The organism is Acuticoccus kandeliae (genome assembly GCF_003073115.1).
In genome coordinates this window covers 1,548,408-1,574,786 of sequence record NZ_QBBV01000001.1, presented here as the reverse complement: position 1 = coordinate 1,574,786, position 26,379 = coordinate 1,548,408, and the positions used below count along the sequence as shown (strand labels likewise).

At 67.4% G+C, this 26,379-nt stretch carries 25 protein-coding genes and 1 tRNA gene; 13 read left to right on the top strand and 13 right to left on the bottom strand.

From position 1 onward, the window contains the following. Nucleotide 1 precedes the first annotated feature (1 nt). From DBV35_RS07235 to DBV35_RS07210, 6 genes are all read left to right on the top strand, one after another. On the top strand, nt 2-703 hold the full coding sequence (locus DBV35_RS07235; RefSeq protein ID WP_108659507.1) for an amino acid ABC transporter permease: 702 nt from the start codon (nt 2-4) through the stop codon (nt 701-703). A 3-nt stretch (nt 704-706) separates the two neighbouring features. Continuing rightward, the gene (locus DBV35_RS07230) at nt 707-1,381 is read left to right on the top strand and encodes an amino acid ABC transporter permease (protein ID WP_108659506.1); all 675 of its coding nucleotides are present in this window, start codon (nt 707-709) and stop codon (nt 1,379-1,381) included. 38 nt (nt 1,382-1,419) lie between these two features. Further along, nucleotides 1,420-2,292 carry a substrate-binding periplasmic protein gene (locus DBV35_RS07225; protein ID WP_108659505.1) on the top strand — a complete coding sequence of 291 codons (873 nt, stop codon included), beginning with the start codon at nt 1,420-1,422 and terminating at the stop codon, nt 2,290-2,292. Between the two features lie 66 nt (nt 2,293-2,358). Beyond that, nucleotides 2,359-3,468: an amidohydrolase family protein gene (locus DBV35_RS07220; RefSeq protein ID WP_108659504.1), complete on the top strand. Its 1,110-nt coding sequence runs from the start codon at nt 2,359-2,361 to the stop codon at nt 3,466-3,468. Between the two features lie 63 nt (nt 3,469-3,531). Further along, nucleotides 3,532-4,617 carry an alanine racemase gene (locus DBV35_RS07215; RefSeq protein ID WP_108659503.1) on the top strand — a complete coding sequence of 362 codons (1,086 nt, stop codon included), beginning with the start codon at nt 3,532-3,534 and terminating at the stop codon, nt 4,615-4,617. Nucleotides 4,618-4,973: 356 nt separating this feature from the next. Next, nucleotides 4,974-7,322 (top strand): arylsulfatase, encoded by a 2,349-nt coding sequence (locus tag DBV35_RS07210; RefSeq protein WP_108659502.1) that lies wholly within the window; start codon nt 4,974-4,976, stop codon nt 7,320-7,322. Nucleotides 7,323-7,511: 189 nt separating this feature from the next. On the opposite strand, the gene DBV35_RS07205 is transcribed toward DBV35_RS07210, so the two are convergent. Continuing rightward, complete coding sequence (locus DBV35_RS07205; protein WP_117434473.1) at nt 7,512-7,847, bottom strand: glycine zipper family protein; 336 nt, start codon at nt 7,845-7,847, stop codon at nt 7,512-7,514. Nucleotides 7,848-7,947: 100 nt separating this feature from the next. After that, complete coding sequence (locus tag DBV35_RS07200) at nt 7,948-9,483, bottom strand: arylsulfatase (RefSeq protein WP_211099937.1); 1,536 nt, start codon at nt 9,481-9,483, stop codon at nt 7,948-7,950. Between the two features lie 342 nt (nt 9,484-9,825). On the opposite strand from DBV35_RS07200, the gene DBV35_RS07195 reads away from it, so the two are divergent. After that, nucleotides 9,826-10,521 (top strand): Crp/Fnr family transcriptional regulator, encoded by a 696-nt coding sequence (locus tag DBV35_RS07195; RefSeq protein WP_157961618.1) that lies wholly within the window; start codon nt 9,826-9,828, stop codon nt 10,519-10,521. A gap of 183 nt (nt 10,522-10,704) precedes the next feature. After that, nucleotides 10,705-11,655, top strand: a complete 951-nt coding sequence (locus DBV35_RS07190; RefSeq protein WP_157961617.1) for a SphA family protein — start codon at nt 10,705-10,707, stop codon at nt 11,653-11,655. A 19-nt stretch (nt 11,656-11,674) separates the two neighbouring features. Here DBV35_RS07190 and DBV35_RS07185 read toward each other — a convergent pair whose 3' ends face one another. The 7 genes from DBV35_RS07185 to DBV35_RS07155 form a co-directional block, all read right to left on the bottom strand. After that, complete coding sequence (locus tag DBV35_RS07185; RefSeq protein WP_108659499.1) at nt 11,675-12,391, bottom strand: hypothetical protein; 717 nt, start codon at nt 12,389-12,391, stop codon at nt 11,675-11,677. A 93-nt stretch (nt 12,392-12,484) separates the two neighbouring features. Next, entirely contained in the window at nt 12,485-13,171 is a 687-nt protein-coding gene (locus DBV35_RS07180) for a GntR family transcriptional regulator (RefSeq protein ID WP_108659498.1), read from the bottom strand. A gap of 31 nt (nt 13,172-13,202) precedes the next feature. Beyond that, nucleotides 13,203-14,480, bottom strand: coding sequence for a TRAP transporter large permease (locus DBV35_RS07175; protein ID WP_108659497.1), 1,278 nt, complete (start codon nt 14,478-14,480; stop codon nt 13,203-13,205). Next, on the bottom strand, nt 14,480-14,929 hold the full coding sequence (locus DBV35_RS07170; protein WP_108659496.1) for a TRAP transporter small permease: 450 nt from the start codon (nt 14,927-14,929) through the stop codon (nt 14,480-14,482). The genes DBV35_RS07175 and DBV35_RS07170 overlap by 1 nt, the downstream gene beginning before the upstream one ends. Before the next feature lie 29 nt (nt 14,930-14,958). After that, nucleotides 14,959-15,936 (bottom strand): C4-dicarboxylate TRAP transporter substrate-binding protein, encoded by a 978-nt coding sequence (locus DBV35_RS07165; RefSeq protein WP_108659495.1) that lies wholly within the window; start codon nt 15,934-15,936, stop codon nt 14,959-14,961. A gap of 456 nt (nt 15,937-16,392) precedes the next feature. Next, nucleotides 16,393-16,469: transfer RNA gene (locus tag DBV35_RS07160), tRNA-Pro, on the bottom strand. A 46-nt stretch (nt 16,470-16,515) separates the two neighbouring features. After that, entirely contained in the window at nt 16,516-16,926 is a 411-nt protein-coding gene (locus DBV35_RS07155) for a DUF3830 family protein (protein ID WP_211099968.1), read from the bottom strand. Nucleotides 16,927-17,289: 363 nt separating this feature from the next. On the opposite strand from DBV35_RS07155, the gene DBV35_RS07150 reads away from it, so the two are divergent. The 5 genes from DBV35_RS07150 to DBV35_RS07130 all read left to right on the top strand — a co-directional run bounded on the left by DBV35_RS07150 (nt 17,290) and on the right by DBV35_RS07130 (nt 21,558). Beyond that, entirely contained in the window at nt 17,290-18,555 is a 1,266-nt protein-coding gene (locus DBV35_RS07150; protein WP_157961616.1) for an FAD-binding oxidoreductase, read from the top strand. A gap of 114 nt (nt 18,556-18,669) precedes the next feature. Then, complete coding sequence (locus DBV35_RS07145; RefSeq protein ID WP_108659492.1) at nt 18,670-19,302, top strand: LemA family protein; 633 nt, start codon at nt 18,670-18,672, stop codon at nt 19,300-19,302. Beyond that, a complete protein-coding gene (locus DBV35_RS07140) occupies nt 19,292-20,053 on the top strand; it encodes a TPM domain-containing protein (RefSeq protein WP_108659491.1) in 762 nt (253 codons plus the stop codon). The genes DBV35_RS07145 and DBV35_RS07140 overlap by 11 nt, the downstream gene beginning before the upstream one ends. Then, on the top strand, nt 20,047-20,664 hold the full coding sequence (locus DBV35_RS07135) for a TPM domain-containing protein (RefSeq protein ID WP_108659490.1): 618 nt from the start codon (nt 20,047-20,049) through the stop codon (nt 20,662-20,664). Before DBV35_RS07140 ends, DBV35_RS07135 begins: the two co-directional genes overlap by 7 nt. Nucleotides 20,665-20,802: 138 nt before the next feature. After that, nucleotides 20,803-21,558, top strand: coding sequence for a hypothetical protein (locus DBV35_RS07130; protein ID WP_108659489.1), 756 nt, complete (start codon nt 20,803-20,805; stop codon nt 21,556-21,558). Nucleotides 21,559-21,609: 51 nt separating this feature from the next. Here DBV35_RS07130 and DBV35_RS07125 read toward each other — a convergent pair whose 3' ends face one another. The 4 genes from DBV35_RS07125 to DBV35_RS07110 form a co-directional block, all read right to left on the bottom strand. Beyond that, entirely contained in the window at nt 21,610-23,022 is a 1,413-nt protein-coding gene (locus tag DBV35_RS07125) for an amidase (RefSeq protein WP_245943863.1), read from the bottom strand. A 4-nt stretch (nt 23,023-23,026) separates the two neighbouring features. After that, complete coding sequence (locus tag DBV35_RS07120; RefSeq protein WP_108659488.1) at nt 23,027-24,331, bottom strand: TRAP transporter large permease; 1,305 nt, start codon at nt 24,329-24,331, stop codon at nt 23,027-23,029. 28 nt (nt 24,332-24,359) lie between these two features. Then, nucleotides 24,360-24,914: a TRAP transporter small permease subunit gene (locus tag DBV35_RS07115; protein WP_108659487.1), complete on the bottom strand. Its 555-nt coding sequence runs from the start codon at nt 24,912-24,914 to the stop codon at nt 24,360-24,362. Nucleotides 24,915-25,005: 91 nt separating this feature from the next. Continuing rightward, nucleotides 25,006-26,043 (bottom strand): TRAP transporter substrate-binding protein, encoded by a 1,038-nt coding sequence (locus tag DBV35_RS07110; RefSeq protein ID WP_108659486.1) that lies wholly within the window; start codon nt 26,041-26,043, stop codon nt 25,006-25,008. Between the last annotated feature and the right edge of the window lie 336 nt (nt 26,044-26,379).

Here is a 26,379-nt window from a genome sequence, read left to right as displayed (position 1 = left end):
GATGCTGGATCAACTCAACCAATCGCTCGACCTCACGCTCTTCTGGGAATATCGGCGCGCGCTCCTGAGCGGCTTCGCCAACAACATCCTGATCTTCGCGGTCGCCGGCATCCTCGCGACGGTGCTCGCCTTCATCATCGGCAGCGCGCGGCTGAGCCGGATCCGGATCCTGCGCTTCGGCGCGCTCGGCTACACCGAATTCTTCCGCAATACGCCGGAATATATCCTGCTCGTCTGGGTCTATTACATCCTCCCCGTCCTCCTGACGAAGCTGCTCCAGACCCGGTTCGACTTCAGCCCCTTCATCGCGGCGGTGCTGGCGCTCGGCGTCGCCTATAGCGGCTTCCTTGCCGAGACGGTGCGCGCGGGACTGCGCTCCGTGCCGTCGGGTCAGGTCGAGGCGGCGCTGTCGCTCGGCATGTCGCGGCGCGACATCACCTGGCGCATCGTCGTTCCCCAGGCGGTCCGGCGGATGCTGCCGGAGGCCCTCAACCAGTACATCTCCCTCTTCAAGGCGACGTCGATCGTCTCCCTCATCGCCGTCGAAGACATCATGTACCGCGTCTCGATGATCAACATCGAGGAGATGCGCCCCCTGCCCCTCTATACCGGCGCGGCGCTCGTCTACTGCCTGATCATCATCACCGCGTCGCAGCTCGTCCAAAGGCTGACGAACGGCTGGCGCCGGCGGGGCTGGGCCTGAGCCATGATCAGCAACTTCAACCGCTTCGTCCTCGCGAACATCGACACCCTCCTCCAGGGGCTCTGGGTCACGGTGTCGGTCTGCTTCCTCGCCTTCCTGCTCGCGATCGTGCTCGGCCTCACCGCGTGCCTCATCCGCCTCTACGTGCCGGTCGTGCGCTATCTCGCCATCGGCTACATCGAGTTCTGCCGGGCGACGCCGATCTTCGTGCAGCTTCTCTGGGTCAACTATGTCTGGCCCGAACTCTTCGGCTTCCCGCGCAGCGTCTTCACGGCGGGCGTGATCGCCCTCGCGCTCCAGTCGAGCGGCTATCTCGCGGAGACGTTCCGGTCCGGCATCGAGGGGCTCGCACGCGGTCAGATCGAATCCGGCCTCGCCGTCGGCATGCGCTACCGGCAGGTGTTCGCGCATATCGTGATGCCGCAAGTTCTTCTGGTGATGGCGCCCTCGCTCATCAACCAGATCGCAGTCGTCATCAAATCGTCAACGCTCGTCTCCGTCATCGCCATTCCCGACCTGATGTACGAGGCGATGCGCATCGTCAATCAGTGGTTCGAACCGATCGAAATTCTGACGTCCGTCGCACTGATGTATTTCATCGTGATCTTTCTCATCTCGATGTTGGCAAACTATTTCGTCGCCCACTTCAACCGAAAACTCGGAATGAGATCTGCCTGATCGGATTCTTTCTCGTACACACAAAGGGAGCTTCCACCATGAACGACAAGTCCGAGACCCCCCGTCACACCGGTGTCGACCGCCGTTCTCTCCTCACGGGCGCCGCTGTCGCTGGCGTCGCCGGTGTCGCGCTCGCGGCAACCTCCGTCCGGGAGGTCAAGGCCCAGCTTCTCGACAGCGGCATCCCCGAGGATTCGGTGCTGAACAGCATCCGCGCCGGCGGTGCGCTGCGCGTCGGCTACGCCCAGACCCCGCTCTGGTTCTACAAGGACGCCAAGTCCGGTGAGCTGCGCGGCGTCTACAAGGAGCTCGTCGAGCGCCTCGCCACCGACCTCGAGATGACGGTCGACTGGCAGGAGGTCACCTTCGCCAACGCCACGGTCGGCCTGCGCAAGAACGATTTCGACCTCTTCGGCTCCTCGGCGGTCTACACGATCCCGCGCGCGCTCGCCTGCAACTATGTCGGCCCGCTCTGGTCGAAGGGGAGCAGCGTCATCGTCCACAAGGACGACGCCGAGCGCTTCAAGACGATCGAGGACCTCAACAGCGCGGACGTGACCTTCTCCGTCAGCGCCGGCTCCAGCGAGGAGCAGCGCCTGCCCGGCCTCTTCCCCGAGGCGAAGTTCATGGCGATCTCGGGCCAGCAGGTGATGGCGGCCGAGCCCGTGCGCACCAAGCGCGCCACCGCGTACGTGGTGGGCGACAGCGACGCGCTGGCGCTCGTGAAGCGCAACGGCGCGTGGGCCCACATCGTCGACGTCGACAACCCCTTCGACAAGCGCCCGAACACCTGGCTCATCCGCCATGGCGACCCGGCCTGGAAGTTCTTCCTCGATACCTGGGCGAACTTCGTCATCACCAACGGCCAGGTGCAGCGCCTCTACGACCAGTACCTGTCCGAACTCGCCTAAGCCGCCAAACCGGGGACGGGCCGGCTTCACGGCCGGCCCGCCCGACCGCCATTCAACGAGGACCCGATGATCATCGATTGCCACGCCCACGTCTTCCAGCACTGGGCCGGAGCCTGCGGCCACCCGTCGAGCGAGATCCACCGCAAGTACATGCAGAAGGTCCAGACGCGCACGTCCGCCTCTGTCTTCCGCGCGCGTGACGGAAAGGAAATGTCCGGCGCGGCGCTGTTCCGGGCCGGCGACAATTCATGGGCGGGACTGACGGATGTGGGCTTCCGGGTCGGCAATTATGGCCGGCTCGACTTCACCATCGACGGTGAGGACTACCATTCCCAATATATGCCCGTCGGGATGCAGCAGATCGTGGCGCCGCCCGAGCTGATGCTCGCCCAGATGACCTATGCCGGCGTCGACCACACCATCCTGCAGGCCGGGTGGGGCTATGGCGCGATGAACGACTACAACGCCTTCGCGCAGAACCAGTACCCCGACAAGTTCACCGCCCTCCTCAATGTCGACGAGCCGCGCGCCTACACCGACGAGACGCTCGCCGAGTTCGACCGCGCGATCGGGCTCGGCCTCAAGGGCGTCTATTTCGCCCTCGACGCCTACGCGCGCAACGGCTTCGACATCCATTTCGACGACCCGCGATACGCGACCTTCTGGTCGAAGGTCGACGCCAAGGGGCTGCCCGTTTTCTTCGAGATCACCGCGATCCCGGACTATAGCCGCGACAGCTACATCGCGAACCTGAAACGCCTGCACGGGCTGATGGACCGCTATCCGAATATCCGCTGGGTGCTCGTGATGGGCCCGCCGGTCGGCTTCTTCGCGTCCGAGGGCAAATGGGACTTCCCGGCCGAGGTGCTCGCCGCCTACCACCACGAGAACCTTCTGATCGAGATCATGTTTCCGATCACCTGGGGCGGGAAATGGGACTATCCCTACCCGGAGGCGCAAGGTCTCATCGCGCAGATGCGTGACCTTTTCGGCGCGCACAAGCTCATCTGGGGCTCGGATATGCCGAACGTGGAACGCTTCTGCACCTATCGCCAGAGCCTCGACTATGTGCGCCGCTATTGCACCTTCCTCAGCGCTGAGGAAAAGAAGGCGGTGCTCGGCGCGAATGTCGCGGCGATCTTCGCCAATCTCCAGCCGGCGCGGGCCGCCGCCTGACGGCTGGCCGCACGAGCCAAAAAACCAGCGGCGCCCGGCGCCCGCCCGATCCGAGGACACGACATGGACACCTTCTCCCCCTTCGCCACCATCGCCGGCGTTCCGGATACGCTGCCGCCGGAGAGCGTGGCGACGCCCGCCTTCGTCATCGACGAGGCGCGCGTGCGGCACAATCTCGCCCGCACCCTCGAGGCGGCGGGCGGGGCAGATCGGCTGATGCCGCACCTCAAGACCCACCGCGCGCCCTGGATCGTCAAGCTGCTGATCGAGGCGGGGATCAAGACCTTCAAGGCCGCGACCGTCGCCGAGGTCGAGATGTCGGTCGGCGCCGGGGCGAAGAGCGTCCTGTGGGCCTATCCCTCGGCCAACAAGGCGAACATCGAGCGCCTCATCGCCGTGGCGCGCGCCAACCCGGGCGTCACGCTCGAAGCGCTCGTCGACAGCCCGTTCGCGCTGGCGCTCTGGAAGGAGCGGCTCAAGCCCGACGACAAGATCGGGCTGCGGGTGGACCTCGATCCCGGCCTCGGCCGCACGGGCCTGCCCATCGGGGACGAGGCGCTCGCCTTCGCCCGCACGGTCGCCGAGACCGGCCGCTTCAAGGGCTGGCACGTCTATGACGGACACATCAAGGGCACCGTCGCGGAGCGGCAGGAGGCGGTCGACGCGCTCGCGGCCAAGGTGCGCACCCTCACCGCCGCGCTGGCGGCCGAGGGGATCGCGGCCGACACGATCGCGGGCGGCAGCTACACCTTCGACCTGTGGCCGGCCGACGTCGCGGTCGGCGTCTGCCCCGGCAGCTGGACCTATTCGAGCGCGCAGCACGACCTGGAGCTCCCCCATCTCGGCTGGCTCCCCGCCGCCTTCGTCCTCGCGACAGTGATCTCGGCGCATGGCGACACGATCACCCTCGACGCCGGGGCTAAGGCGATCTCCCCCGACAAGCCGCTCGCCGAGCGTTTCCGCTGGAACGGCAAGATCCGCCTCATGAACGAGGAGCACACGATCGTGGACGGCGACCTCGCGCCCGGCACCCGCGTCCTCCTGATGCCGCAGCACGCCTGCACCACGGCCTATCTCTACGACCGCGCCTGGGTCCACCGCCCCGACGGCGGCTGGGAGGAGCGCCCCCAGCTGGGCAGCGCGCGCTAACATCGTCCCCCCGAGGCGCGCGCCGACGACGGCGCGCGCCACAGCCTGTCTGCCTGAAGGCCGTGCCCCCGCGCCTTTGCCCTCGCCTGCCGGCCGCGTCCCACGCTCCATTCCTGAACGCCGCGACGCGCGAGCCCCGGTTCGGCGAATCCGTCCCGCGACGGCCGTCCGCCTGGGTCTACCGGCGCAATTCCTCCCAGAGATCTTCCCCGTTCGGCGCACACTCAGTGGGCGTGGCGTAATCGCGTTGCAACGCCAAGTGACACAAGTTTGCCGTATCTTGGGCGGAAGATTTTGTGTCTGAATTCCAGAACAAACTGGGTGGGAGGCGGCACAGCCTCCGGGGGGAACGCGCCATGAAATCTGTTCGGATTCTCATCGCCATCGCACTCGGCGCCGTCGCGGCGCCACCGGCCTTCGCGCAGGCTCCGCTAGCGCCGGACCGGACGGCCCTGCCGATGCCGCTCCCGCCCTTCGGCGGCACGATCGGGCGCACCTACCAGGAATCGACCGGGGAATGGCCGGCCTTGCCGACGCCGCCCGAGGGCGCGCCGAACGTCGTCATCATCCTCCTCGACGATGTCGGCTACGGGCAGACCTCCACCTTCGGCGGGCCCGTGCCGACGCCCGCGCTCGACGCGCTCGCCGAGGAGGGGCTGAAATTCACCCGCTTCCACACGACGGCGATCTGCGGCCCGTCGCGCGCGGCCCTCATCACCGGGCGCAACCACCACAATGCGGGCTCCGGCTTCCTCGCCGAGTGGGCGACCGGCTTCCCGAGCTACAACAACATGATCCCGCGCAGCACCGCGACGATCGGGGCCATCCTCAAGCACAACGGCTACGCCACCTCGTGGTTCGGCAAGAACCACAACACGCCCGACTGGGAGAGCAGCGTCGCCGGCCCGTTCGACCGTTGGCCGACCGGCATGGGCTTCGACTATTTCTACGGATTCATCGGCGGCGAGACGCACCAATATTATCCGGTGATCTTCGAGAACACGACGCCGGTCGAGCCGGACCAGAGCCCCGAAGAGGGCTACCACTTCATGTCGGACATGACGGACAAGGCCATCGACTGGATGCGCTACACGAAGTCCATCGCGCCGCAGAAGCCGTTCCTCATGTATTTCGCGCCCGGCGCCGCGCACGCCCCGCACCACGCGCCGACCGAGTGGCGCGACCGCTTCGCAGGCGCCTTCGACGACGGCTGGGACGCGATCCGCGACCACACCTTCGCCCGTCAGAAGGAGATCGGCGTCATCCCGCCCGACGCCGACCTCACGGACCGGCCGGAATGGGCGCGCCATTGGGACAGCCTCAACGAGCAGCAGCGGCACGTCTATGCCAAGCTGATGGAGAATTTCGCGGGCTATCTCGCCTTCACCGATCACGAGGTCGGCCGGCTGATCGAGGCCATCCGCGCGCTTCCCGACGCCGACAACACGATGGTCATCTACATCGTGGGCGACAACGGGGCGAGCTCGGAGGGCGGGTTCGACGGCACGATCAACGAGGTGAAGAGCCTCAGCGGTTTCCCGACCGACCTCGACGAGGTGGAGGAGCGGCTCGACGCGCTCGGCGGCCCCGACACCGAGCCGCACTACCCGGTGGAGTGGGCCTGGGCCGGCAACGCGCCCTTCCAGTGGGTGAAGCAGGTCGCCTCCCATCTCGGCGGGGCGCGCAACCCGATGGTGATCACCTGGCCCGCCCGCATCAGCGACAAAGGCGGCGTGCGGACCCAGTTCACCCACCTCATCGACGTGCTGCCGACGATCCTCGACGCCGCGCACATCCCCGCGCCCGACACCGTCGACGGGATCGCGCAGAAGCCGATGGACGGGGCCTCCTTCCTCAACGTGCTCGACGCGGCGGATACGCCGGAGGTGCGCACGCGGCAATATTTCGAGGTCTTCTCCAACCGCTCGATCTATGACGACGGCTGGAAGGCGAATGCCCAGCACACCCTGCCCTGGCGCCAGGATGTCGCGCCCGGCAACTGGGAGAACGACAAGTGGGAACTCTACCATTTGTCGGAGGACTATTCCGAGGCGCACGATCTCGCGGCCGAGATGCCGGACAAGCTCGCCGCGATGAAGGCGATCTTCGACGAGGAGGCCGAGAAGAACCACGTCTACCCGCTCGACGATCGCGGCACGGCGCGGCTCGCGGTGCCGAAGCCCACCCCCTCCGATCCGAACCGCACCCACTTCGTGTTCTATCCGGGCGCGACGCGGCTGCCGGAGACGGCCTCGCCCAACACCAAGAACCGCTCGCATACGATCGCGGCCAAGATCGAGATGCCCGAGGGCGGCGGCGAAGGGGTGATCGTCGCGGCGGGCGGAAGCTCGGCGGGGTTCGCGCTCTACGTGAAGGACGGCAATCTCGTCTATCACTACAACTGGTTCGACGAGTATCGCCCGCAAATCGTTTCGTCGAAGCCGGTGCCGGCGGGTGAATCGGAGGTGCGGATGGCGTTCGACTATGCCGGGGCCGAGGGCGAACTCGGCAAGGGCGGAACGGCGACGCTCTTCATCGACGGCGAGGCTGTGGGATCCGTCGAGATCGACCGCACGGTCGCGGCGCGCTTCGGCATCGACACGTTCGGCGTCGGCGAGGACAGCGGCGCGCCGGTCTCGACCGAGTACGCGCCGCCCTTCGCCTTCACCGGCCGCATCAAGGAGCTGGTGATCGACCTCCAATGACCCGGCCCGACCGCCGCGCCGCGTCCGGCATGGCGGTCGGCGGTGGCGCCCGCGGCGGACCGTGGGCGCCCTTCCTTCCGAAACTCAGCCCGTCATGAACCCATGACGGGCTGACGTGCGTCCGATCCTCCCGCGCTCCACCGAATGCGGGAGGATCTCGTCTTCGACGTCGAGCGGCTTGTTCGTGCTCTAATCCTGCTTGGCCTTCTTGATGGCCCCGGCCGTCGCGCCGACGGCGGCGCCCGTGCCGGCCCCGACGCCCGTGACGGCGCCGACCGCGGCACCGGTGGCGGCGCCCTTCACGGCCCCGCCTTCCCGGTCCTCGTCGCCCGCCGCACCCATCGCGGCGCCGACGGCGGCCCCCTTCCCGGCGCCGACGCCGGTGATCGCACCGACAGCCGCCCCCTTCGTGGCGCCCTTCAACAGGTTCGGATCGTCGTCAGCCGTCGCGGCCGCCGTGAAGGCCGCGGCGAAGAGAATGGCGGCGCCGAGACGCCAGACTTGCGCGTAGCGTGGCTTTGTCATGGAACACGTTCCCTCTCCGATGGACATTTTCTTGTCGTCTCGAAGGCGTCCGGGCTCGCAGTTCGGTACCGGTTCGCAAGTCCGGCCGCCGCTTTCTCCCTTAGCGGGCGTCGGGCGACATCATCTTTTCGACGATCCCGGCCGTGCTGGGCGAGAAGCTCGCCTGACGCGCGGGGAATTCCTCGAACGACTCGACGAAGCGCGTGACGACGCCGAGCGCCGGCGAGATCGCCCAAGAGCGATTCTCCTGCCACTCGTCGAAGCCCCGCGCCTCCTGGAAGCGCTCGAAGGGGTCGAGGTCCAGGCGCACGATCACCGGCGAGGTGAGCTCCTCCTGGACGCCGTTGAACCACTTGTCCTGCTTGGTGAAGAGGAATTTCCACTCCCCGTAGCGGACCCCGTGGAAGGTGGTCTCGGTGAAGAAGAAGAACTCCTTGCGGTTGCTCGGACCCGACTTGGTGAGGATCGAGGTCTGGTCGTACCCGTCGAGGTGGACGCGGTAGCGCGTGCCGCCGATCTCGCGCCCCTCGAGCAGCTCTTCCTTGAGGTTCGGCTGGCCGAGCTGGGCCATGATGGTCGGGATCCAGTCCTCCATCGTCATCAGCTCGCCGGTCGTGGTGCCGGCGGGGATGAGGCCCGGCCATTTCACCACCATCGGCACCTTGTAGCCGCCCTCGTAGCCGCCGAGGCCCTTCTCGCCGCGGAAGGGCTGGTTGCCGCCATCGGGCCAGCTGTTCGAGGCGGCGCCGTTGTCGGTCGAGAACATGACGACCGTGTTGTCGGCGATGCCGAGCTCGTCGATGAGGTCGAGCAGCGCGCCGACATCGTCGTCCATCTCGGTCATGCCGTCGGCATAGACGTTCCCGGTGCCGGTGATGCCGTCATAATGGTCGTTGAGGTTGGTGCGGTAGTGCATCCGCGTCGTGTTGTGCCAGACGAAGAAGGGTTCGTCCGCTGCGACCGCGTCGCGGATGAAGCGGGTGGATTCCTCCAGGACTTCCTGGTCCAGATTGCGCTGCCGCTCGGCGCCGAAGCCGCCGAGATCCTCGATCTCCTGGCCGCCCCCCTCCGTCGCGCGCGCATGGATGATGCCGCGCTGGGCGAGCCCCGCGGCCTCCACCGCGGCCAGCGGGTAGTCGACCTGCTCGACATATTCGCCGGCATTGAGGTGATAGAGGATGCCGAAGAACTCGTCGAAGCCGTGGGCGGTGGGAAGGTGCTCGTCCCGGTCGCCGAGGTGGTTCTTGCCGAACTGGCCGGTGCGATAGCCGAGCGGCTTCAGCATCTCGGCGAGCGTCGGGTCCTCCTTCTGGAGGCCGATGGGGGAGCCCGGCAGGCCGACGGTGCTGAGGCCGACGCGCAGCGGATACTGGCCGGTGATGAAGGCCGCGCGCCCTGCCGTGCAGGAGGCCTGCGCGTAGTGATCCATGAACAGCATGCCGTCATTGGCGATCCTGTCGATGTTCGGCGTCTCGCAGCACATCATCCCGCGGTGATAGGCGCTGATATTCCACATCCCGACATCGTCGCCCCAGAAGATGAGAATGTTGGGGCGTGGGGCGTCCTGGGCCGCGACTGGCATTGTTCCAAGCGCCATGGCGCCGAGCGCGCCGACCATCTGAAAGATTTTCAGCATCCTTGGCTCCCCGTCTCTTCTCATCTTTCTTTGGAGACGTATGGGGTATATGCCGTCAGGGTGCGTCAGATTGCGTGAAAACGACCAATTCAGACAGAAGTCGCCGTATAGGGCACGGGCCCTGATAAGCTTTTGGAAAATTTCCGCGTGGATCGTGAAGTCACCACGTCAGGATTTGCTGCATATGCGGATAGGATGCCGACCGATCGACGAAAACCAGCCAATGACAATTGAACGATAGTCTCTTGTTGTGAGATTTAATTTACTTCTGCGTAACGAGATGGCTTGCGGATCGGACGCCGAAGCCGGCCCCTCCGATCGGACCCCGCACGGGAGGGGACTGTGCGAGACCTAGAGCGCGCGCGCGACTTTCTGCGTCAGAATTCCTGGTCCGCGGGGATCCCCGAACCGCTGCGGGAGGCGTTCCTGCAGGAGGGGATGCTGCGCCAGTTCGAGCGGGACGTCGCGGTCTACCGGCAGGGCGATCCGACCAACGGGCTCTATGGCGTCGTCGAGGGCGGGATCGCCTTCCAGATCGCGCCCTACGAGAAGGGGCCGAACTTCGCCCACTATATCCGGCCCGGCTTCTGGTTCGGCGAGATGGAGATCCTCGGCGACTGCCCGCGCCACTACACGCTCGTGACGACGCGGCCGACCTCGTGCCTCTTCCTCCCCCTCCACGCGATCGACAGCCTCGCGGCGGCCCATCCGACGCTGTGGAAGTGTCTCGGCCGCCTCAGCGTCGAGCACATCGCGCTCAGCATCGGCGCGGTGGACGACCTCATGATCCGCGACTCGACCGAGCGGATCGCCGCCATCCTCCTGCGCCTCATCGATGCGCGCATCCGTGACAACACGGTCGAGGCGGTCCCAGAGATCGACGCGACGCAGGACGACATCGCCGCGATGGCCAATATGGGCCGCTCCGCCGTGGTGAAGTGCCTCGGCGCGTTCGAGGCGGCGGGGCTGATCCGGCGCAAATACAGGCGCATCGAAGTGCTCAACCAGTCGGAGCTGCGCTGTCTCCTGTCTCAATAGTGGCGGTGACGCTGCTTTCGGCGATCGAGGCGAGTAGCAACCAAGCAACACCTGCGAGGTTTGCGATCCGATTGGCCGTTTCCAGCCAATCTGTTCACGAAAGCGCCCCAATCCTCAACCGAGAGTAGCTTACGCGCCGTCCGGACGGCCAGCCGCCGACGGTGCGATCGAATGGAGGTCGGCATGCGCTTCATCACACGAGCCATCGGCGCGCTCTTCACGATCCCGCTCATCCTGTCGCCCGCGGCGCACGCGGAGGAAGGGGGATCGGGCCACTATGTCCCCGGCACGGCGGCCACCCTTATCGACGTGCCGCCGACGGACCCCGGCCTCCTCCTCGAGACGATCTATCTCGGCTTCACCGGGAGCGTCGGCGCCCGCGCGCAGCTTCCGGTCGGCGGCAACATCACCGCCGGGCTCGACGCCACCGCGAACGCCGTGACCGTCGCCGGGATCTACACGCTGGAGGACCGCATCCTCGGCGCCTTCTATTCGGCCGGTGTCTTCATCCCGCTGATCGACGAGCAGGTGTCGGCGCAGGTGACGGGGCCTCTCGGCAACACGACGCGGCGCAGCGACCGCGCGACCGGCCTCGGCGACATCACGATCGTCCCCGCCCTGATGGCGTGGAAGCACGAGAGTTATCAGTTCAGCCTCGCCCTCCCGATCTACGCCCCGACCGGCAGCTACAAGGCCGGCCACCTCGCGAACCCCGGCCTCAATTACTGGACCGCGGATCCCACCGTCTCCGTCGCCTATGCCGGGCCGAAAGGCTTCAACGCCGCCGCCTTCGCGGGCGTCACGATCAACTCGGAGAACCCCGCGACCGATTATCGGAGCGGCTCGGCCGTCCACATCGAGGGGAGCGTCCAGCAGCTCTTCCCGCTCGGAAAAGGGTTCATCGGCGTCGGCGCGAACGCCTTCTTCTACGCCCAGATCACCGACGATAGCGGCGCGGGCGCAAACCTCGGCGGCTTCCGCGGCCGGTCGGTCGGCATCGGGCCGGTGCTCGACTATATCGTCCCGATCGGCAGCTCCACCGCCCTCATCGAGGCGCGCTGGCTGCCCGAGATCGACACCAAGAACCGCGTGAAGGGCGACTTCTTCTGGGTGAAGGGCGTCTGGCAGTTCTAGCCGCCCCTCCTCGGCGCTCTCAGCCGGGGGCGCAATAGTCGACCGTCGGCGCCTTGGTGCCGAGGCCCGAGATGAAGCGGGCGAGATCGTCGCTCGCGCTGCGCGTCACGTCCACCGGCGCCGCCGACCACACCTTCCCCGCCGCCGTCGTGCAGATCGAGGCGTCGCACCCGGCGACGAACGTGTTCCAGGTCGAGCCGGCCGGATTGACCGGGCAATAGCAGATCGCGGTGTCGGAGCTGCCGTCCCAGAAGCAGGGCTGGTCGAGGCAGTTGGCGAAATGCGCGGTCGTGCCGCCCGTCCCAGCCGGCGGGCACACCTGCATCTTCGCGCCCGAGAGGGTGCCGAACTCGGCGTTCGGGACCGCATCTCCCAGCGAATATTGCGAGTAGATGAGCTGAGTGTCCCTGCCGGGCGGGGAGACGAGGAAGGGCGGCATCGCGACGGGCGTGCGCGCGGCGCAGGCCGTGTTCCCGATGTTGGCGTTGTAGAGCGCGTCCTTGCTCTGCCGGACCACCGGACACTCGCAGGAGGACCACACCGTCTCCCCGCCGCCATCCTTGCCGGTCGGGCAGTCGGTCGGCTGGCCGTCGGCGTCGCGGCAGGTGCAGAGCGCGTGCGAGCAGAGCGCGTAGGTGTTCGCGGCGCACAGGGTGTTGTCCTGCGCGAGCGCCACAGCCGGCCACAGCGCGGCGAGGACCAGGGGGACGAGGGCCATGGCGCGGCGGACAATCATGGAGATCTCCTCGAATGCGCGGCGGTGGGTCGGCTCCGGATCAACCCTACGTGTTTTCCGGCCGGTCTCCCAACCGCTCGCTCGCGGACGCCCTCACCCGCCGAGGAAATAGTGCGGATGCTCGCGGCGGATGGTGTCGATCCGCTCGATCGTGCCGGAGAGGTGGCGGCGCATCGCATCGCTGGCGGCCGCCGGGTCGCCCGCATCGATCGCCGCGAGGATCTCCATGTGCGCCTTGAAGACGGCGTGCATCTTCCCGTCGCTCGGCAGGTCCAGCGTGCGCACGCGGGCGAGCTGGCCCGAGCGTGAGCGGATGTGGCGGTGGAGGCCGATAAGCCCGACATCGCGGAAGAAGCTCTCGTGGAAGGCGTCGTCCTGCTGGCGGAACATCTCGATCTGGGTGACGTCGCCGACGAGGGCCTCCTGCGTGCGCAAGAGCCCGCGAGCGGTGTTGAGCGCCGAAGGGTCGGCCCGCAGCGCGAGGCGGCGCACCACCTCGCATTCCACCGCGACGCGGTGGAAATGCTCCTCGGCGATGCGCGCGGGGTCGATGCGCGTGACGACCGTGCGCGACTGCGGATAGGAGCGGACGAGGCCGTCCTGCTCCAGGTTGCGGATCGCCTCGCGGATCGGGCCGGGGCTCACGTCATATTGGGCGGCGAGGTCGGAGCGGTCGAGCGTCGTGTCGGGCGGCAGCGTCATGTCGATGATGCGCCGCCGCACGTCCTCATAGATGCCGGTCGAGGCACGGCCTCCTTCGGCGCGGAGACCCACATTCATGCTGCGCGTGCCTTGCCCATCGCCCGCCCCATCACATCAACGCCCGCGGCAGGACGAGCGACAGCCACGGCATCGCGGCGAGTAGCACGAGGAAGACGAGCATCGCCACAAAGAAGGGCACCGACGCGCGCGTGAAGGCGCCCGTGCGCACGTCGAGGATGCCGCAAACCGTGAACATGATCACCCCCACCGGCGGCGTCAGCCCACCGAAATTGATGAGGAGGACGATCAGGATCCCCATGTGGACCGGGTCGTAGCCCGCGTTCACGAGCACCGGCAGCACGATGGGCGTGACGAGGAGGATGTTCGCCGCCCCTTCGAGGAACATGCCGGTGACGATGAGGAGGATGACGACGAGGACGAGGATCATGCGCGGATCGTCCGTCAGCGAGGTCACCCACTCGGTGATCTCCTGCGGCGCCCGCTCGATCGTGACGGCATAACCGAGGACGGCCGCCATCATGATGAGGAGCATGATCATCCCGATGTCCGACACCGATTCGGCGAGCGCCGCACCGAGCTTCCTCCAGGTGAGGTCGCGATAGATCACCGTGCCGATGAAGAGCGCGTAGAAGACGAGGAAGACGCCCGCCTCGGTCGCGGTGAAGAAGCCGAAGCGGAAGCCGACGATGAGGATCACCGGGAAGGCGAGCGCCCAGATGGATTCGACGAACGCGTCCCAGAGCGCGCGCGTCGACGGCACCTCGGTGTCCGCCCGCCAGCCCCGCCCGCGCGCGACGAGTGCGAGCGTCCCCATCAGGACGAGCGTCAGGAGGATGCCGGGGATCAGGCCGCCGAGGAAAAGCTGGCCGATCGAGACCTCGTTGATGAAGCCGAACAGGATGAGGCCGATCGAGGGCGGGATCGTCGCGGTGATGATCGACCCGAACGCCAGGATCGCCGCCGTCGAGGCCTTCGAGTAGCCCTGCGCGATCATGCTCGGCCCGAGGATGCGCGCCTCCATCGACGCGTCCGCCACGGCCGAGCCCGAGATGCCGCCCATCATGAAGGAGAGGACGATCGACACCTGGCCGAGCCCGCCGGCGAGCCAGCCCGTCAGGAGCCGCGCGAAGCGCACGAGCCGGTCGGTGATGCCGGTCGCGTTCATCAGGTTGCCGGCGAGGATGAAGAAGGGCACCGCCAGCAGCGGAAAGCTCTGCGTCGCCGTCACCATCTTCTGGAGCGCGACGGTCGGCGGCATCGTGCCGGTCGCGACGAAGACGGGGATCGCGGCGAGCGCCAGCGCGAAGGCGACCGGCAGGCCGATGAGAAGGAAGAGGGCGAAGAGCCCGGTGATGAGGAGAAGCATCAGGCCGCCCCCGCCCGCACGCGCTGGAAGAGCTGAAAGGCGAGCGTGCGCAGCCACAGGCAGAAGCCGACCAGCAGCGCGGCGTGATAGTAGGAACCGTGCAGGCGCATCGCCCCGACCCGCCGCGGATGCATCAGCTCCACGTTCTTGTACGCGTAGGAGAGAAGGAAGATGAGAAGCCCCGCGATGATGAGGATGTTGAGGATGTCCGCCGCCTGACGCGCGCGCGGCGGCAGGCGGTCGAGGAGCATGGAGAGGCCGAAATGGCGCCCCTGCTGGAACGCGATGTCGGCCGCGAGCACCACGAGCCAGACGAACATCAGCTGGGCGACCTCGATCGACCAGATGATCGGCGAACCGGCCGACCGCGACACGGCCGCGATGCCCACGAGGAGGACGATCGCGACCAGCAGCGCGGCGGCGCACGCCGTCTCGATGCGTTGATACATGAGGGTGCGCCTCGACGATCAGCGTGAGGTCAGCGCGACAGCACGTCCTCCACGATCGCCTTCTCCTTCTCGAGCCCGAGCGTCGCGTAGACCGGCGCGACGGCCTCCTTGAACGGGGTGAGGTCGACCTCGTTCACCGCGACGCCCTTGGCGGCGACGTCCTCGAGCGCCTTCTCGCCGAGCTCGATGGTGAGCTGGGAGGCGTAGCGCCCGTTCTCGACCGCGAGCTCGCGCACGATCTTCTGGTTCTCCGCCGAGATCTGGCTCCAGGTGTCGGCGCCGATCACGAGGGCGGTGACGAGCTGGATGTGGCCCGTCTTGTTCACGTCCTTGATGACCTCATAGAGCTTCGCGCCCCAGATGGCGGTGGGCTGTGCCTCGGCGGCGTCGAGCGTGCCGAGCTGCAGCGCGGAGTAGACCTCGCCCCAGGGCATCGGGGTCGGCTCGGCGCCCATCGCGCGGATGGTCTCGATCCACACCGGCGCGCCGATGGTGCGCATCTTCACGCCCGACAGGTCCGCCGGCGACGCGATCGGCTTCTGCGTCAGCGCATGGCGGGCGCCCTGGTACCAGTTGGAGGCGAGCATCACGATGCCGGCCTTCTCGGTCAGCTCGTCGCCCCAGCCGAGATATTCGGGCGAGCCGGCGAACTTGTCGGCGTCGTCATAGGTGTCGAACAGGAAGGGGGCCGACATGATGGCGAGCGAGGGCACGAAGTCGGACAAGCGCGCGACGTCGGTCACGGTGCCGACATTGGCGCCGGCGCGGGCCTGGTCGAGCATCTCGGTCGTGTCACCGAGCTGCGAGGAGTGGAACACCTCGACGACGACCTCGCCCTTGGTGGCCTCCTTGACCTCCTTGGCGAACTTTTCGAGCCCCTGCCCCATCGGGTCGCTGGGCGCGAGCACCGTGCCGATGCGCAGCGTCGTCTCCGCCTGCGCCGCTCCGGCGAACCCCGCCACCGCCACCGCGAGCGCACCCGCGAGAATCTGCACCTTGAACTGCATCGCTCGTCCTCCCTGTCCCGCCGGTTCATGCCGACTAGAATTCTAGTTACATTAGGATCCTAAACGAATGCGGACGGCAACGGAAGCCCGTTCGGAGTGTCTTGCGCTTCACTTTGGAGAGGGAGACCGGGGGTGGCGCACGGCGGCGCAACGGGCCCATCGCCGCGACGGCGCGCGCTATCGCGGCGGTCGGACCGCTTCGCTTTGGCCTTATGGGGTGGCGCGTCCGCAGGGCGGAACGCGTCAGGACGCGCTCGTGTCGTGCTTCTCTGAGGCGCGCGCTCGATGAGCCGCACTGTCGACGGTGCGCGCTTCAGCCGGTGACGGGGACGTATCGGGGGAATCGATCGCCGTCGCGAGATGCGGAGGCCACCGCGCCGGGGATGCGCACGTGCGGACGCTGGACCCGGTGCAGATCCAGTGGGCGAAATCGATTGGGAAAATTTTGGGAAGGCGTGGTCGGAGTGGCAGGATTCGAACCTGCGACCCCCTCGTCCCGAACGAGGTGCGCTACCAGACTGCGCTACACTCCGCCGACCGCCCCCGCCACATAGCCAATGACGGGGACGACCTCAAGCCTTAAACGCGCTCGATTCGAAGAGCCTGGGCACCTTGCCACAGGGTTCTCACACCAAGGTCGTGCAAATTCTCGAGGCCTTCGGTGATCGTGAGGAAGTGATTGCCGGCGAGCTGGCCCATTTTGCTGGCAAAATGAACGCCGCCATAGGCGAGCAGGATCTCCGTCTCGGAGATGCCGCCCGGATAGAGGATCATCTGGCCCGGCGCGGGATAGCTCGTGTGGTTCTCATAGGTCACACCGAAATCGCGCTCGCCGAGCGGGACCCAGACCCCCTCGCCCGACCAGCGGACGTGGACGACCTGGCTTTCGAAAGGCATCGCGGCCAGGATCGCGGCGCACGTCTTCGGCGCCTTCTCGTCTTCAAGCACGGCACCGAATGTATACGGCCCCGCCGTAACCCGCACCTTGATCATATTTGCTCCTCATTGCGCGCCTAATCTTGACCCAGCGCGACAGGCGGTTGATCATCCATGGTTCACAGACACGGAACCTGAAGGATCTCGCGGAGGCAAGTCGGCATCAAATGAGGCGCAATTGTGTCATAGCGCAGGCAAACTTGTTGTCACGCTCTGATTTTTGCGCATCGCGGACAGTTTCTTCGCCTTGGACCGGCGTGGAGCATCCGCGATCACCGTTCGACGGCTCATTGGATTTTGGTGATGCCAGCCCTGTCCAACCGCAGCGTGAGTGGGAGGTGAAACGCGATGTTTGACCTGCGCAAACCCCGATACGCCCCGTGGGGCCGGCCGGGACGCGGCACGGCGGAATGCGCCGTGCCCGCGCCGATCTTCCCGAACATCGTCGGCCCGGTCCTCCCCTTCGGCGCCGGCAACTCCTATGGCGACAGCTGCATGGTCGAGGGCGGGCGCCTGATCGACAGCCGCCCCGGCGCGATGATCCGCCAGTTCGACCCCCACAATGGCCGCCTCGTCGCCGATGCCGGCGTCACGCTCGGCGCGGTCCTGCGCCTCATCGGCCCGCGCTACACGCTCCACGCCCTCCCCGGCACGTGCCACGTCACCCTCGGCGGCGCGGTCGCGAACGACATTCACGGCCGCAACCATCACCGCCGCGGCTCCTTCGGCGCGGCGGTCGAGGCGCTCACGCTGCGCCGCTCGGACCAGCCGGGCCGGCTGCGCGTGCGCCCCGGCGACCCGCTCTTCGACGCCACCATCGGCGGCATGGGGATGACCGGCCTCATCGAGACGGTGACGCTCAGATGCATGCGGGTGCCGTCCACCGACATCACTCAGTCCACCATCCCCTTCACCGGCCTTGAAGACGGGCTCGCCCTCGTGGAGGAGGCGGCGCAGTGCCATGAATATGTGCTCGCCTGGGTCGACGCGCTGTCGAACGGCGCGCAATTCGGCCGCGGCAAACTCATCATCGGCGACCATGCCCCGCCGACGCGGGAGCTGGCCCACCGCATAGGCCGGGCGATGAGCGTCCCCTTCACCCCGCCGATCCCGGTGGTGAGCGCCCTCACCGTGCGCGCCTACAACGCCCTCCAGCATCGCGGCCTCCCGCCCGACGGCACGACCGAGCGGATGACGCAGGAGGCCTTCACCTTCCCGTTCGACCGGTTCGGCGAGTGGAACCGCCTTTTCGGCCCGCGCGGCCTCCACCAGCACCAGACGGTCATTCCGTTCGCGAACGCGCGCAAGGCGATCGCGGAGATGATCGCCGAGACGCACGGCCGCCGCGAATATTCCTCCCACGCCGCCATCCGCGTCTTCGGCAAGAGCCAGTCGCCCGGCCTCATGAGCTTCGCGCGCCGCGGCATCAGCCTGACGCTCGACTTCCCGAACCACGGCAAGTCGACCGAGGCGATGCTCGACCGGCTCGACGCGATCGCGCTCTCGGCCGGCGGCGCGGTCAATCCCTCGCAGGACCGGCGGATGAGCGCGGAGACCTTCGCCCGCTCGATGCCCGACTGGCACCTCGTCGACGCGGTGCGCGATCCGCTGATCGTCTCCGATTTCTGGCGGCGGACGGCGATGCATCTCGACGTCCCGACCTCGTTCGGCCGCGCCGCCTGACGCCGATCGGCCGATCCCGAACCGCCATCGGGTCGTGACGGGATCTTCTTGCCGGCTTATGGCATTCTTGAAGTGCCTCGATCCGGGGGCGCCAAGAGACGCCAAGGAGCTGACGTGCTAGCCCGAATTGCCGCGATTTTGCTGCTGCCGCTCGCCCTCGCGGGTTGCGGCATCAACCAGATCCCCACGCTCGAGGAGCAGGCGAAGGCCGACTGGAGCCAGGTGCAGAACCAGTATCAGCGCCGCGCCGACCTCATCCCGAACCTCGTCGAGACCGTGCGCGGCTATGCCGACCACGAGCGCGAGGTGCTGAACGAGGTGGTCGAGGCGCGCGCGAGCGCCTCGAAGATCGAACTGAATGTCGACGACCTGACCAACCCCGCCCTCGTCGAGCAGTTCAACGCCGCGCAGGAGCGGCTGTCAGGCGCGCTCGGCCGCCTCCTCGTGACCGTGGAGCGCTATCCCGACCTCAAGGCGAACCAGAACTTCCTGCAGCTCCAGTCGCAGCTCGAAGGGACGGAGAACCGCATCGCCGTGGCGCGGCGGGACTATATCGAGGCCGTGCGCCTCTACAACACGGAGCTGAAGACCTTCCCCGGCCGCCTCTGGGCCGCGACGCTCTATTCGAGCTACGAGCCGATGGCGACCTTCGAGGTGCCGCAGGCGACCTTCTCCCCGCCGCAGGTGGACTTCTCGCGCGGCTCCTCGTCGAACAGCCAGCCCGCGCCGGCGCCCAATGCGAACTGACCATCGCGCGGTGCGCCTCGCGGCGTCCGCGCTCCTTCTCCTCGTCCTGCTGAGCGCAGAGGCCGCGCTCGCGCAGACCTTCCCGACGCTCTCCGGGCGCGTCGTCGACCAGGCCGACATCCTGCCGCCCGACGTCGAGAAGACACTGAGCGATCGTCTAGCGGCGCACGAGACGAAGACGTCCACCCAGGTCGTTGTCGTCACCCTGCCCGACCTCCAGGGCTACGACATCGCCGACTATGGCTACCGCCTCGGCCGGGAATGGAAGATCGGGACAGAGGCGGACAACGGCGTCCTCCTCATCGTCGCGCCGAACGACCGGCGCGTGCGCATCGAGGTCGGCTATGGCCTCGAAGGCACGCTGACGGACGCGCAGTCGCGCGCCATCATCGATTCGGCGATCCTGCCCGCCTTCCGCGACGGGGACCTCCCCCGCGGCGTCGAGGCGGGGACGGCGGCGATCCTCACCGTGCTCGACGGCGACCCGATCGAGCTGCCGGTCGCGGCCGACACGGCGGACGACATCGAGGGGATCTTCGTCGTCGTCGCGAACATCCTGATCTTCGTCTTCATCATGTATCTCGTCAGCCGCAACAATGGCGGCGGCGGCGGCATCCGCCGCGGCTCCGGCGGGCGGCCGATCATCCTCTATCCGGGCCGCTCGGGCGGCAGCTCGCGCGGGCGCTCCAGCGGCGGCTTTTCCGGCCGCGGCGGCTCGTTCGGCGGCGGGGGCGCGTCCGGCTCATGGTGACGATCAGCGAAGGGCAGCACCGCGCCGTCGCCGCCGCGATCCGCGCGGCGGAGGCGAAGACGACGGGCGAGATCTTCTGCGTCGCCGCCGAGCAGAGCGACGACTATCGCCTCTACCCGGCGATCTGGGCGCTGCTCACGGCGCTGACCGTTCCCTCGGTGCTCCTCATCTTCGGGGCGACGAGCGCGCCGCTCCTCGTGATGATCCAGCTCGGGACCGGCATCGCCCTCCTCGCCCTCTCCCAATGGACGCCGCTTCGCGTCCATCTCGTGCCGCGGGCGGTCCGGCGCGAGCGCGCCCACCTCAAGGCGGTCGACATGTTCCTCGCCCACAACATCCACGCGACGCCCGACCGCACGGGCATCCTCATCTTCGTGTCGATGGCCGAGCATCACGCCGAGGTGGTCGCCGATCGCGGCATCTTCGAGGTCGTGCCGCAGGAGACGTGGGTCGCGATGATCGACCAGCTCATCGTGCGCATAAAAGCGGGGGCGCTCACCGAGGGGCTCGTGGAGGCGATCGGGACCGCAGGCGAGATCCTCGCCGCGCATATGCCGGCCGAGGAGACGCCCAAGGTCGACTATCTGCCGAACTCGCTCGTCGTCATCTGACCGGAACCGGGCGCGCGCCGGGGCGATGCAAGCTTGGAGCAAGCTTGCGATAACGGCTATGACTGGTCGCGAGGCAAGCGTGCCGCATCTTCCCGGACGCGGCACGGCCCCTCCAACCGACCTTGCCGGGAGAAACGCATGAACCAAGACACCGCCCACCGCCTCGCCGACCTCATCATCACCGCGCGCAAGTCGCGCACGCCCGCCCCCCTCAGCGCCGCCGCCCCCTTCGCCGACATCGATCGCCCGACGATCGACGCGGTGCAGCAGCGCGTCGCCGAGGCGTGCGGTCCGGTGGACGCGTGGAAGGCGGGTCCGAAGGTGGACGAGAAGCGCCCGCTCGCGGCCCCCGTCCTCGACGGCCTGCGCGAGAACGGCGCCACCTTCAGCAGCGACGACCTCTACAAGTGCGGGATCGAGCTCGAGATCGCCTTCCGCCTCGACAAGCCCCTCCCCCCGGTGGACGCGCCGAACTTCGCGCTCGCCGCGCGCGAGTGCGTGACCCCGGTCGCCGCGATCGAGGTGGTTGACGGCCGCTTCGAGGATTTCACCAAGCTCCCCGACACGGTGAAGATGGCGGACAACCAGCTGAACGGCGCGCTCGTGTGGGCGCAGCCCGAGACGCCGGGCGCGGCGGTGGACTTCTCCACCCCCGAGGTGCGCCTCGCCTTCAACGGCAAGGTGGTCACGTCCGGACGCCAGAAGGTGCCGGGCGGCGACGCCTACGCGACCTTCATCGCCTTCGCGCAGAATGTCGGCGCGCACTGCGGCGGCTTCCAGGTCGGCCAGATCATCACGACGGGATCGCTGAGCGGGATGCTCTTCGTCGATCCCGGCACGAAGGTCGAGGGCTGGGTCGAAGGGCTCGGCGCGGTGGACCTCACCTTCGCCTGAGCCCTCGCGCCGAAACGCCGATCAGGCCCGACCTGATCGGCGTGGACGCGCTCAGACGCCGGCGATCCGCGGCCAGCGATCGGCCCAGGGCGCGGCCTCCTCGTAGGCCTCGGCGAGGGCCAGGAGCAGCCGCTCCGAGCCGAGATCCCCGATGAGCTGGTAGCCGATCGGCATCTCGCCGGGCCCAACCTCGCAGGGAAGCGCGATGGCGGGATGCCCGGCCGCGTTCACCCATCCGGTGTAGACCGCATGGCCGCGCGGACCGACCGGGACGCCGTCGATCTCGGTCGGGAACGGCACGTCGGCCGCCCACGGCATCGCCGCGCAGCTCGGCATCAGGACGAGGTCGACGCTGCCGAAGAGCTCCGACACCTCGCGCCGCGCCTTCGCCACCGTCTCCAGGATGCCGAGAAGGTCGCTCGCCGGGATGGAAGCCCCGCGCTCGGCCATCGCCACATATTTCTCCGCCGCGAGCGCCCGCATGTCGGGCTCGGTCGCGAGCACGCGCGAGAGGCCGATATCGGCGATCATCGGCCACACGTCGGCGAGCGCCTTGGTGTTCACCGGCAGTTCGCCGTCCATCACCGTGTGCCCCATCCGGCCGAACACGTCGGCGGCCTTGCGCACCGCGGAGAGGATCGAGGCGTCGCACGCGTTCCCGTCGAGCCGCTCGACATAGAGGATCTTCAGTGGGCCGATCTCGTCGTCGCCCGACTTGATGCGGCGCGAAGTTGGGTCGGCCCGGTCGGGCCCCGCGAGCACGCGGTCGAGGAGCACGGCGTCGCGCACGGTGCGCGCGAAGGTGCCGATCACCTCGAAATCGAGGAGGATCTGCGGCAGCCCGTCCGCGCGGGCGATGTGGCCGTTGCCGGGCTTCATGCCGACGAGGCCTGCATAGGCGGCGGGGCGGCGCGTGGAGCCGCCCCCGTCGGTGCCGATGGCGACGGGGACGAGGCCGGCCGCGACCGCCGCGACCGAGCCCCCGCTCGACCCGCCGGGGGTCAGCTCAGGGTTCCACGGGTTGCGGGTGACGCCGAAGAGGGCGTTGTTCGTGTAGCCCTCCACCGCGAACTCGGGCGTGTTGGTCTTCCCGACCACGACCGCCCCGGCATCGCGCAGCCGCTTCAGCGGCAGTTCGTCGACGGTCGGGACGTTCCGCTCATAGAGCCCGCTGCCGAAGGTCGCCGGCATCCCCGCGACGGCGATGTTGTCCTTCACCGCGATCGGCACGCCGTCGAGCGGGCCGACGGGCATGCTCTGGCGCCAGCGCTCGGCGGAGGCTGCGGCCTCGTCCCGCGCGGTCGGCGACAAGCAGACGAAGGCGTTCAGCTGCGGGTCGATGCGCTCGATCCGCGCCAGAACCATGTCGAAAACACGTAAGGGGTCCAGCGTCCCCGCCGCATAGGCGACGAGGAGCGCCGAGGCGTCGAGTTCCCAGGCCTTCTCAGGATCAATCGGTGTCACAAGGTCAGCTCATGTTGCGCGGGAGCCAGAGAACGATCTCCGGGAAGAAGATGAGGAGGATCGTAAACAGGATCATGATCACCGCATACGGAATCGCACCATAGACGACGTCCATGAACGGCCCGCCGTCCGTACGAACGCCCTGCACGACATAAAGGTTCATGCCGACGGGCGGGGTGATCATCCCGAGTTCGCACATGAGAACGACGAAGATGCCGAACCAGATCGGGTCGATGCCGGCGGCCGTCACCACGGGAAGCGCGATCGGGATCGTCAGCACCTGCATGGAGAGGACGTCCATGAACATGCCGAGGATCAGATAGAAGACGATCAGGATCATCAGGAGCCCGGTCGCCGAGAAACCGAAGGAGGCGACCCATTGGGTCATTGCCTGCGCCGCCCCGCCGAGCGCCAGCGTCACGTTCAGCATGAAGGCGGCGGTGATGATGAGGAGGATCATGCCCGTCGTCTTCGCCGACTGGCGGAAGCACGTGTCGAGCAGGCGCCAGGAGAGTCGGCCCTCGAACACGATGAAGACGAGGGCGACCACCACCGCGAGCGCGGCCGATTCGGTCGGCGTCGCGATGCCGAGATAGATCGAGCCCATCACGACGAGGAAGATCACCAGCGGCGGGATGAGGTGGCGCATCAGCGCGAAGCGCTCGCGCAGCGGCAGGAGCGCGTCCGCCTCCCCGTCCGAGGCCCCGCCATCGACGATGCTCTGGAGCGCGATGAAGGCCATGAAGGTGAATGTGAGGAGGAGGCCCGGAATGATGCCGGCGATGAAGAGCTGGCCGATCGAGGTCTCGGCGAGCGAGCCGTAGATCAGGAGATTGACGCTCGGCGGGATGAGGATGCCGAGCGTGCCGCCGGCGGCGAGCGAGCCCAGCGACCGGCTCGGCTTGTAGCCCCGGCGCTCGAGGTTCGGGAGCGACACGGTGCCGATGGTCGCCGCCGTCGCGACGGAGGAGCCGGAGGTCGCCGCGAACAGCGCGCTCGCGCCGATATTGGTGTGGAGGAGCCCGCCCGGCAGCTTCACGAACCAGACCGCGAGGGCGGTGTACATCTTGTCGGCGAGGCCGCTGCGCAGGAGTAGCTCGCCGAGCAGGATGAAGAGCGGGATCGCGGTCAGCACGTTCTCGTTCTGCACGCCCCACGCGACGGGGCCCATCGAGAGCACGAGCGGCCAGCCGAACACGAGGAGGCCGCCGACCACCCCGGTCGTGACCATGATGACGGCGACGGGGAAGCTCGCGAGAAGCATCGCGAGCATGGCGGCGAAGCCGATGAGGACGGCGGTGGCGCTCATAGGGCGGTTCTTTCGTCGATCGTTGCCATCACCGCGCCTCGACCTCCTCGAGTTCCTCGCGCAGCTCTTCCTCCGCGCCCTTCGGGTCGAAGGCGGCGGAGATGTCGCTGAAGCGGCCGCGCACCAGGAGCCAGGTCGCGTAGAGCGCGTAGCCGACGGCGACGACCGCGAAGAGGACGTAGCCCGCGTACCAGCCGGCCTGCGGGTAGATCATGGGCGTCGCCCAGGGAGTGGGCGCGACGCTGCCATAGGTGATCGTGTCGACGATCACGGCGTAGCCGACATAGACGAGGAAGCCACCGAATGCGGCCAGAGAGAGGACGGCGAGCCAGTCGAGCACGGCGCGCGCCTTCAGCGGCAGGCGGCCGTGGACGAAGTCGATGCGCACATGGGCGCGCTCCACGAGGGCGACCGTGAAGGCGAGCGAGGAGCCGATCGCAAGCACGTAGCCGCCGAGCTCGTCGGCCCCCTCGAAGGAGAAGTTGAAGAGCTTGCGCGACACCGTCTCGGCCGCGACGAAGAAGGAAAGGGCGACGAGGGAGATCCCGAACAGCCAGCTCGCCACCCTGGCAAACACATGCATGGCCAACCTCTTTGGAGACGGTCGGCGGGGAGGCGTCGACCCGAGAAAAGGGCCGGCGGGGCCGGTGGGCCCCGCCGGTTGGGTGTGTTGCTTATTCGAAGCCGAGAGCGGCGCCGACGGTCTTCTTCCAGTCTTCCGAGCAGGTCGGGTTGACCTTGTCGCAGATCTCGGACCAGGCCGGGAACGAGATGTTCTTCAGCGCGCCCTGGATCGTCTCTTTGTCCTTCTCGGAAATCGGGACGAGCTTCAGGTCATACTTCTTGACCGTCTCGCACGGATCTTCGCCGACATTGCAGCGAACCGCGTCGTTGAAGATCTCCTCGGAGTAGGTCCAGATGTCGGCGACCAGCTTGTCGAAGGCGGCCTGGAGCTTTTCCTGCTCTTCCGGGGAGAACTTGTTCCAGGTGTCGAGGTTGATGCCGTAGCCCTGGACCGCGATCTGGAAGGCGATCGGGAGCATGTAGCTCGTCTCTTCCGGCCAGCCGGCGGTGTTGGCCGAGCTCGGGCCGGTGATCGCGCAGTCGATCACGCCGCGCGCCAGCGACTGGTGCACTTCGGCGAAGCCGATCGGCACCGGCGTGCCGCCGACCGAGGAGACGAAGTTCGCAAGGCTCTGGTCGTAGACGCGGACCTTGTGGCCCTTGAGGTCGGCAAGCTCGGAGATCTCGGGCTCGCAGAAGAGGACCTGCGGGCCGAACGGCCACACGCCGAGAAGCTTCGTGTTGAACTTCTCCTGGAGCTGCTTGTCGACGATCGGGAGGAAGGCGTCGATCGTCTTCTTGCCCGTCGCGTAGTCCGGGTTCTGGCCGACGAGGTCGAGGCCGAGAATGGTCGGCTCGTCACGCGAAACCTGGGACAGGCGCAGCGCGATGATGTCGAACAGGCCGCTCTTCATGATGCGAAGCTGCTCGGTCTCCTTCACGCCGGTGACATCGACGGGCGTGTAGGTCACGTCGAGGTCGAGACCGGTGGTCTCGGCGAGGTTCTCGAAGAAGGGCTGCTCGAAATTCTTCTGGATGAGACCGGTCGCGCCCGGCTGGCCCATCACCTTGATGCTCGTCTGCGCCATCGCCGGGGCGGCGACGAGCCCCACCAGCGCAGCGGCCAGCGCCACGTTCAAAGCCTTCATGTTCGATTCTCCTGCTGTCCCGGCGGCCGCCGGCGGTTGGTCAGAGTTGAGGCATTCATGGGTGAACGGATGCCGTGTCTGGCGAGAGGGCGGCGGCGAGGCGGAAGCCGCATGGCGACGTTCGGATCGTTCTCACCGACAGCAAATCTCAAGCTTTCGCCACAACACCGAAGCAACGGCGCACGATCTGTGATCGATCACGCGCCGCACTTGCACAATTTATCAGCCATCTACTCGGCATCGATCTAATGGAATGCCGAAATTAATGTAAACCCCCGCGCCTGGGCATATAGTAGACACGGAATGACCAATTTTTCAGCAGATTTGATCTCAATA

What these genes read in the sequence shown, in the direction of transcription:
- DBV35_RS07235 (WP_108659507.1), top strand. Translation starts at nt 2, where the DNA reads ATGCTGGATCAACTCAACCAATCGCTCGACCTCACGCTCTTCTGGGAA.
- DBV35_RS07230 (WP_108659506.1), top strand. Translation starts at nt 707, where the DNA reads ATGATCAGCAACTTCAACCGCTTCGTCCTCGCGAACATCGACACCCTC.
- DBV35_RS07225 (WP_108659505.1), top strand. Translation starts at nt 1,420, where the DNA reads ATGAACGACAAGTCCGAGACCCCCCGTCACACCGGTGTCGACCGCCGT.
- DBV35_RS07220 (WP_108659504.1), top strand. Translation starts at nt 2,359, where the DNA reads ATGATCATCGATTGCCACGCCCACGTCTTCCAGCACTGGGCCGGAGCC.
- DBV35_RS07215 (WP_108659503.1), top strand. Translation starts at nt 3,532, where the DNA reads ATGGACACCTTCTCCCCCTTCGCCACCATCGCCGGCGTTCCGGATACG.
- DBV35_RS07210 (WP_108659502.1), top strand. Translation starts at nt 4,974, where the DNA reads ATGAAATCTGTTCGGATTCTCATCGCCATCGCACTCGGCGCCGTCGCG.
- DBV35_RS07205 (WP_117434473.1), bottom strand. Translation starts at nt 7,847, where the DNA reads ATGACAAAGCCACGCTACGCGCAAGTCTGGCGTCTCGGCGCCGCCATT.
- DBV35_RS07200 (WP_211099937.1), bottom strand. Translation starts at nt 9,483, where the DNA reads ATGCTGAAAATCTTTCAGATGGTCGGCGCGCTCGGCGCCATGGCGCTT.
- DBV35_RS07190 (WP_157961617.1), top strand. Translation starts at nt 10,705, where the DNA reads ATGCGCTTCATCACACGAGCCATCGGCGCGCTCTTCACGATCCCGCTC.
- DBV35_RS07185 (WP_108659499.1), bottom strand. Translation starts at nt 12,391, where the DNA reads ATGATTGTCCGCCGCGCCATGGCCCTCGTCCCCCTGGTCCTCGCCGCG.
- DBV35_RS07180 (WP_108659498.1), bottom strand. Translation starts at nt 13,171, where the DNA reads ATGAATGTGGGTCTCCGCGCCGAAGGAGGCCGTGCCTCGACCGGCATC.
- DBV35_RS07175 (WP_108659497.1), bottom strand. Translation starts at nt 14,480, where the DNA reads ATGCTTCTCCTCATCACCGGGCTCTTCGCCCTCTTCCTTCTCATCGGC.
- DBV35_RS07170 (WP_108659496.1), bottom strand. Translation starts at nt 14,929, where the DNA reads ATGTATCAACGCATCGAGACGGCGTGCGCCGCCGCGCTGCTGGTCGCG.
- DBV35_RS07165 (WP_108659495.1), bottom strand. Translation starts at nt 15,936, where the DNA reads ATGCAGTTCAAGGTGCAGATTCTCGCGGGTGCGCTCGCGGTGGCGGTG.
- DBV35_RS07140 (WP_108659491.1), top strand. Translation starts at nt 19,292, where the DNA reads ATGCGAACTGACCATCGCGCGGTGCGCCTCGCGGCGTCCGCGCTCCTT.
- DBV35_RS07135 (WP_108659490.1), top strand. Translation starts at nt 20,047, where the DNA reads ATGGTGACGATCAGCGAAGGGCAGCACCGCGCCGTCGCCGCCGCGATC.
- DBV35_RS07130 (WP_108659489.1), top strand. Translation starts at nt 20,803, where the DNA reads ATGAACCAAGACACCGCCCACCGCCTCGCCGACCTCATCATCACCGCG.
- DBV35_RS07120 (WP_108659488.1), bottom strand. Translation starts at nt 24,331, where the DNA reads ATGAGCGCCACCGCCGTCCTCATCGGCTTCGCCGCCATGCTCGCGATG.
- DBV35_RS07115 (WP_108659487.1), bottom strand. Translation starts at nt 24,914, where the DNA reads ATGCATGTGTTTGCCAGGGTGGCGAGCTGGCTGTTCGGGATCTCCCTC.
- DBV35_RS07110 (WP_108659486.1), bottom strand. Translation starts at nt 26,043, where the DNA reads ATGAAGGCTTTGAACGTGGCGCTGGCCGCTGCGCTGGTGGGGCTCGTC.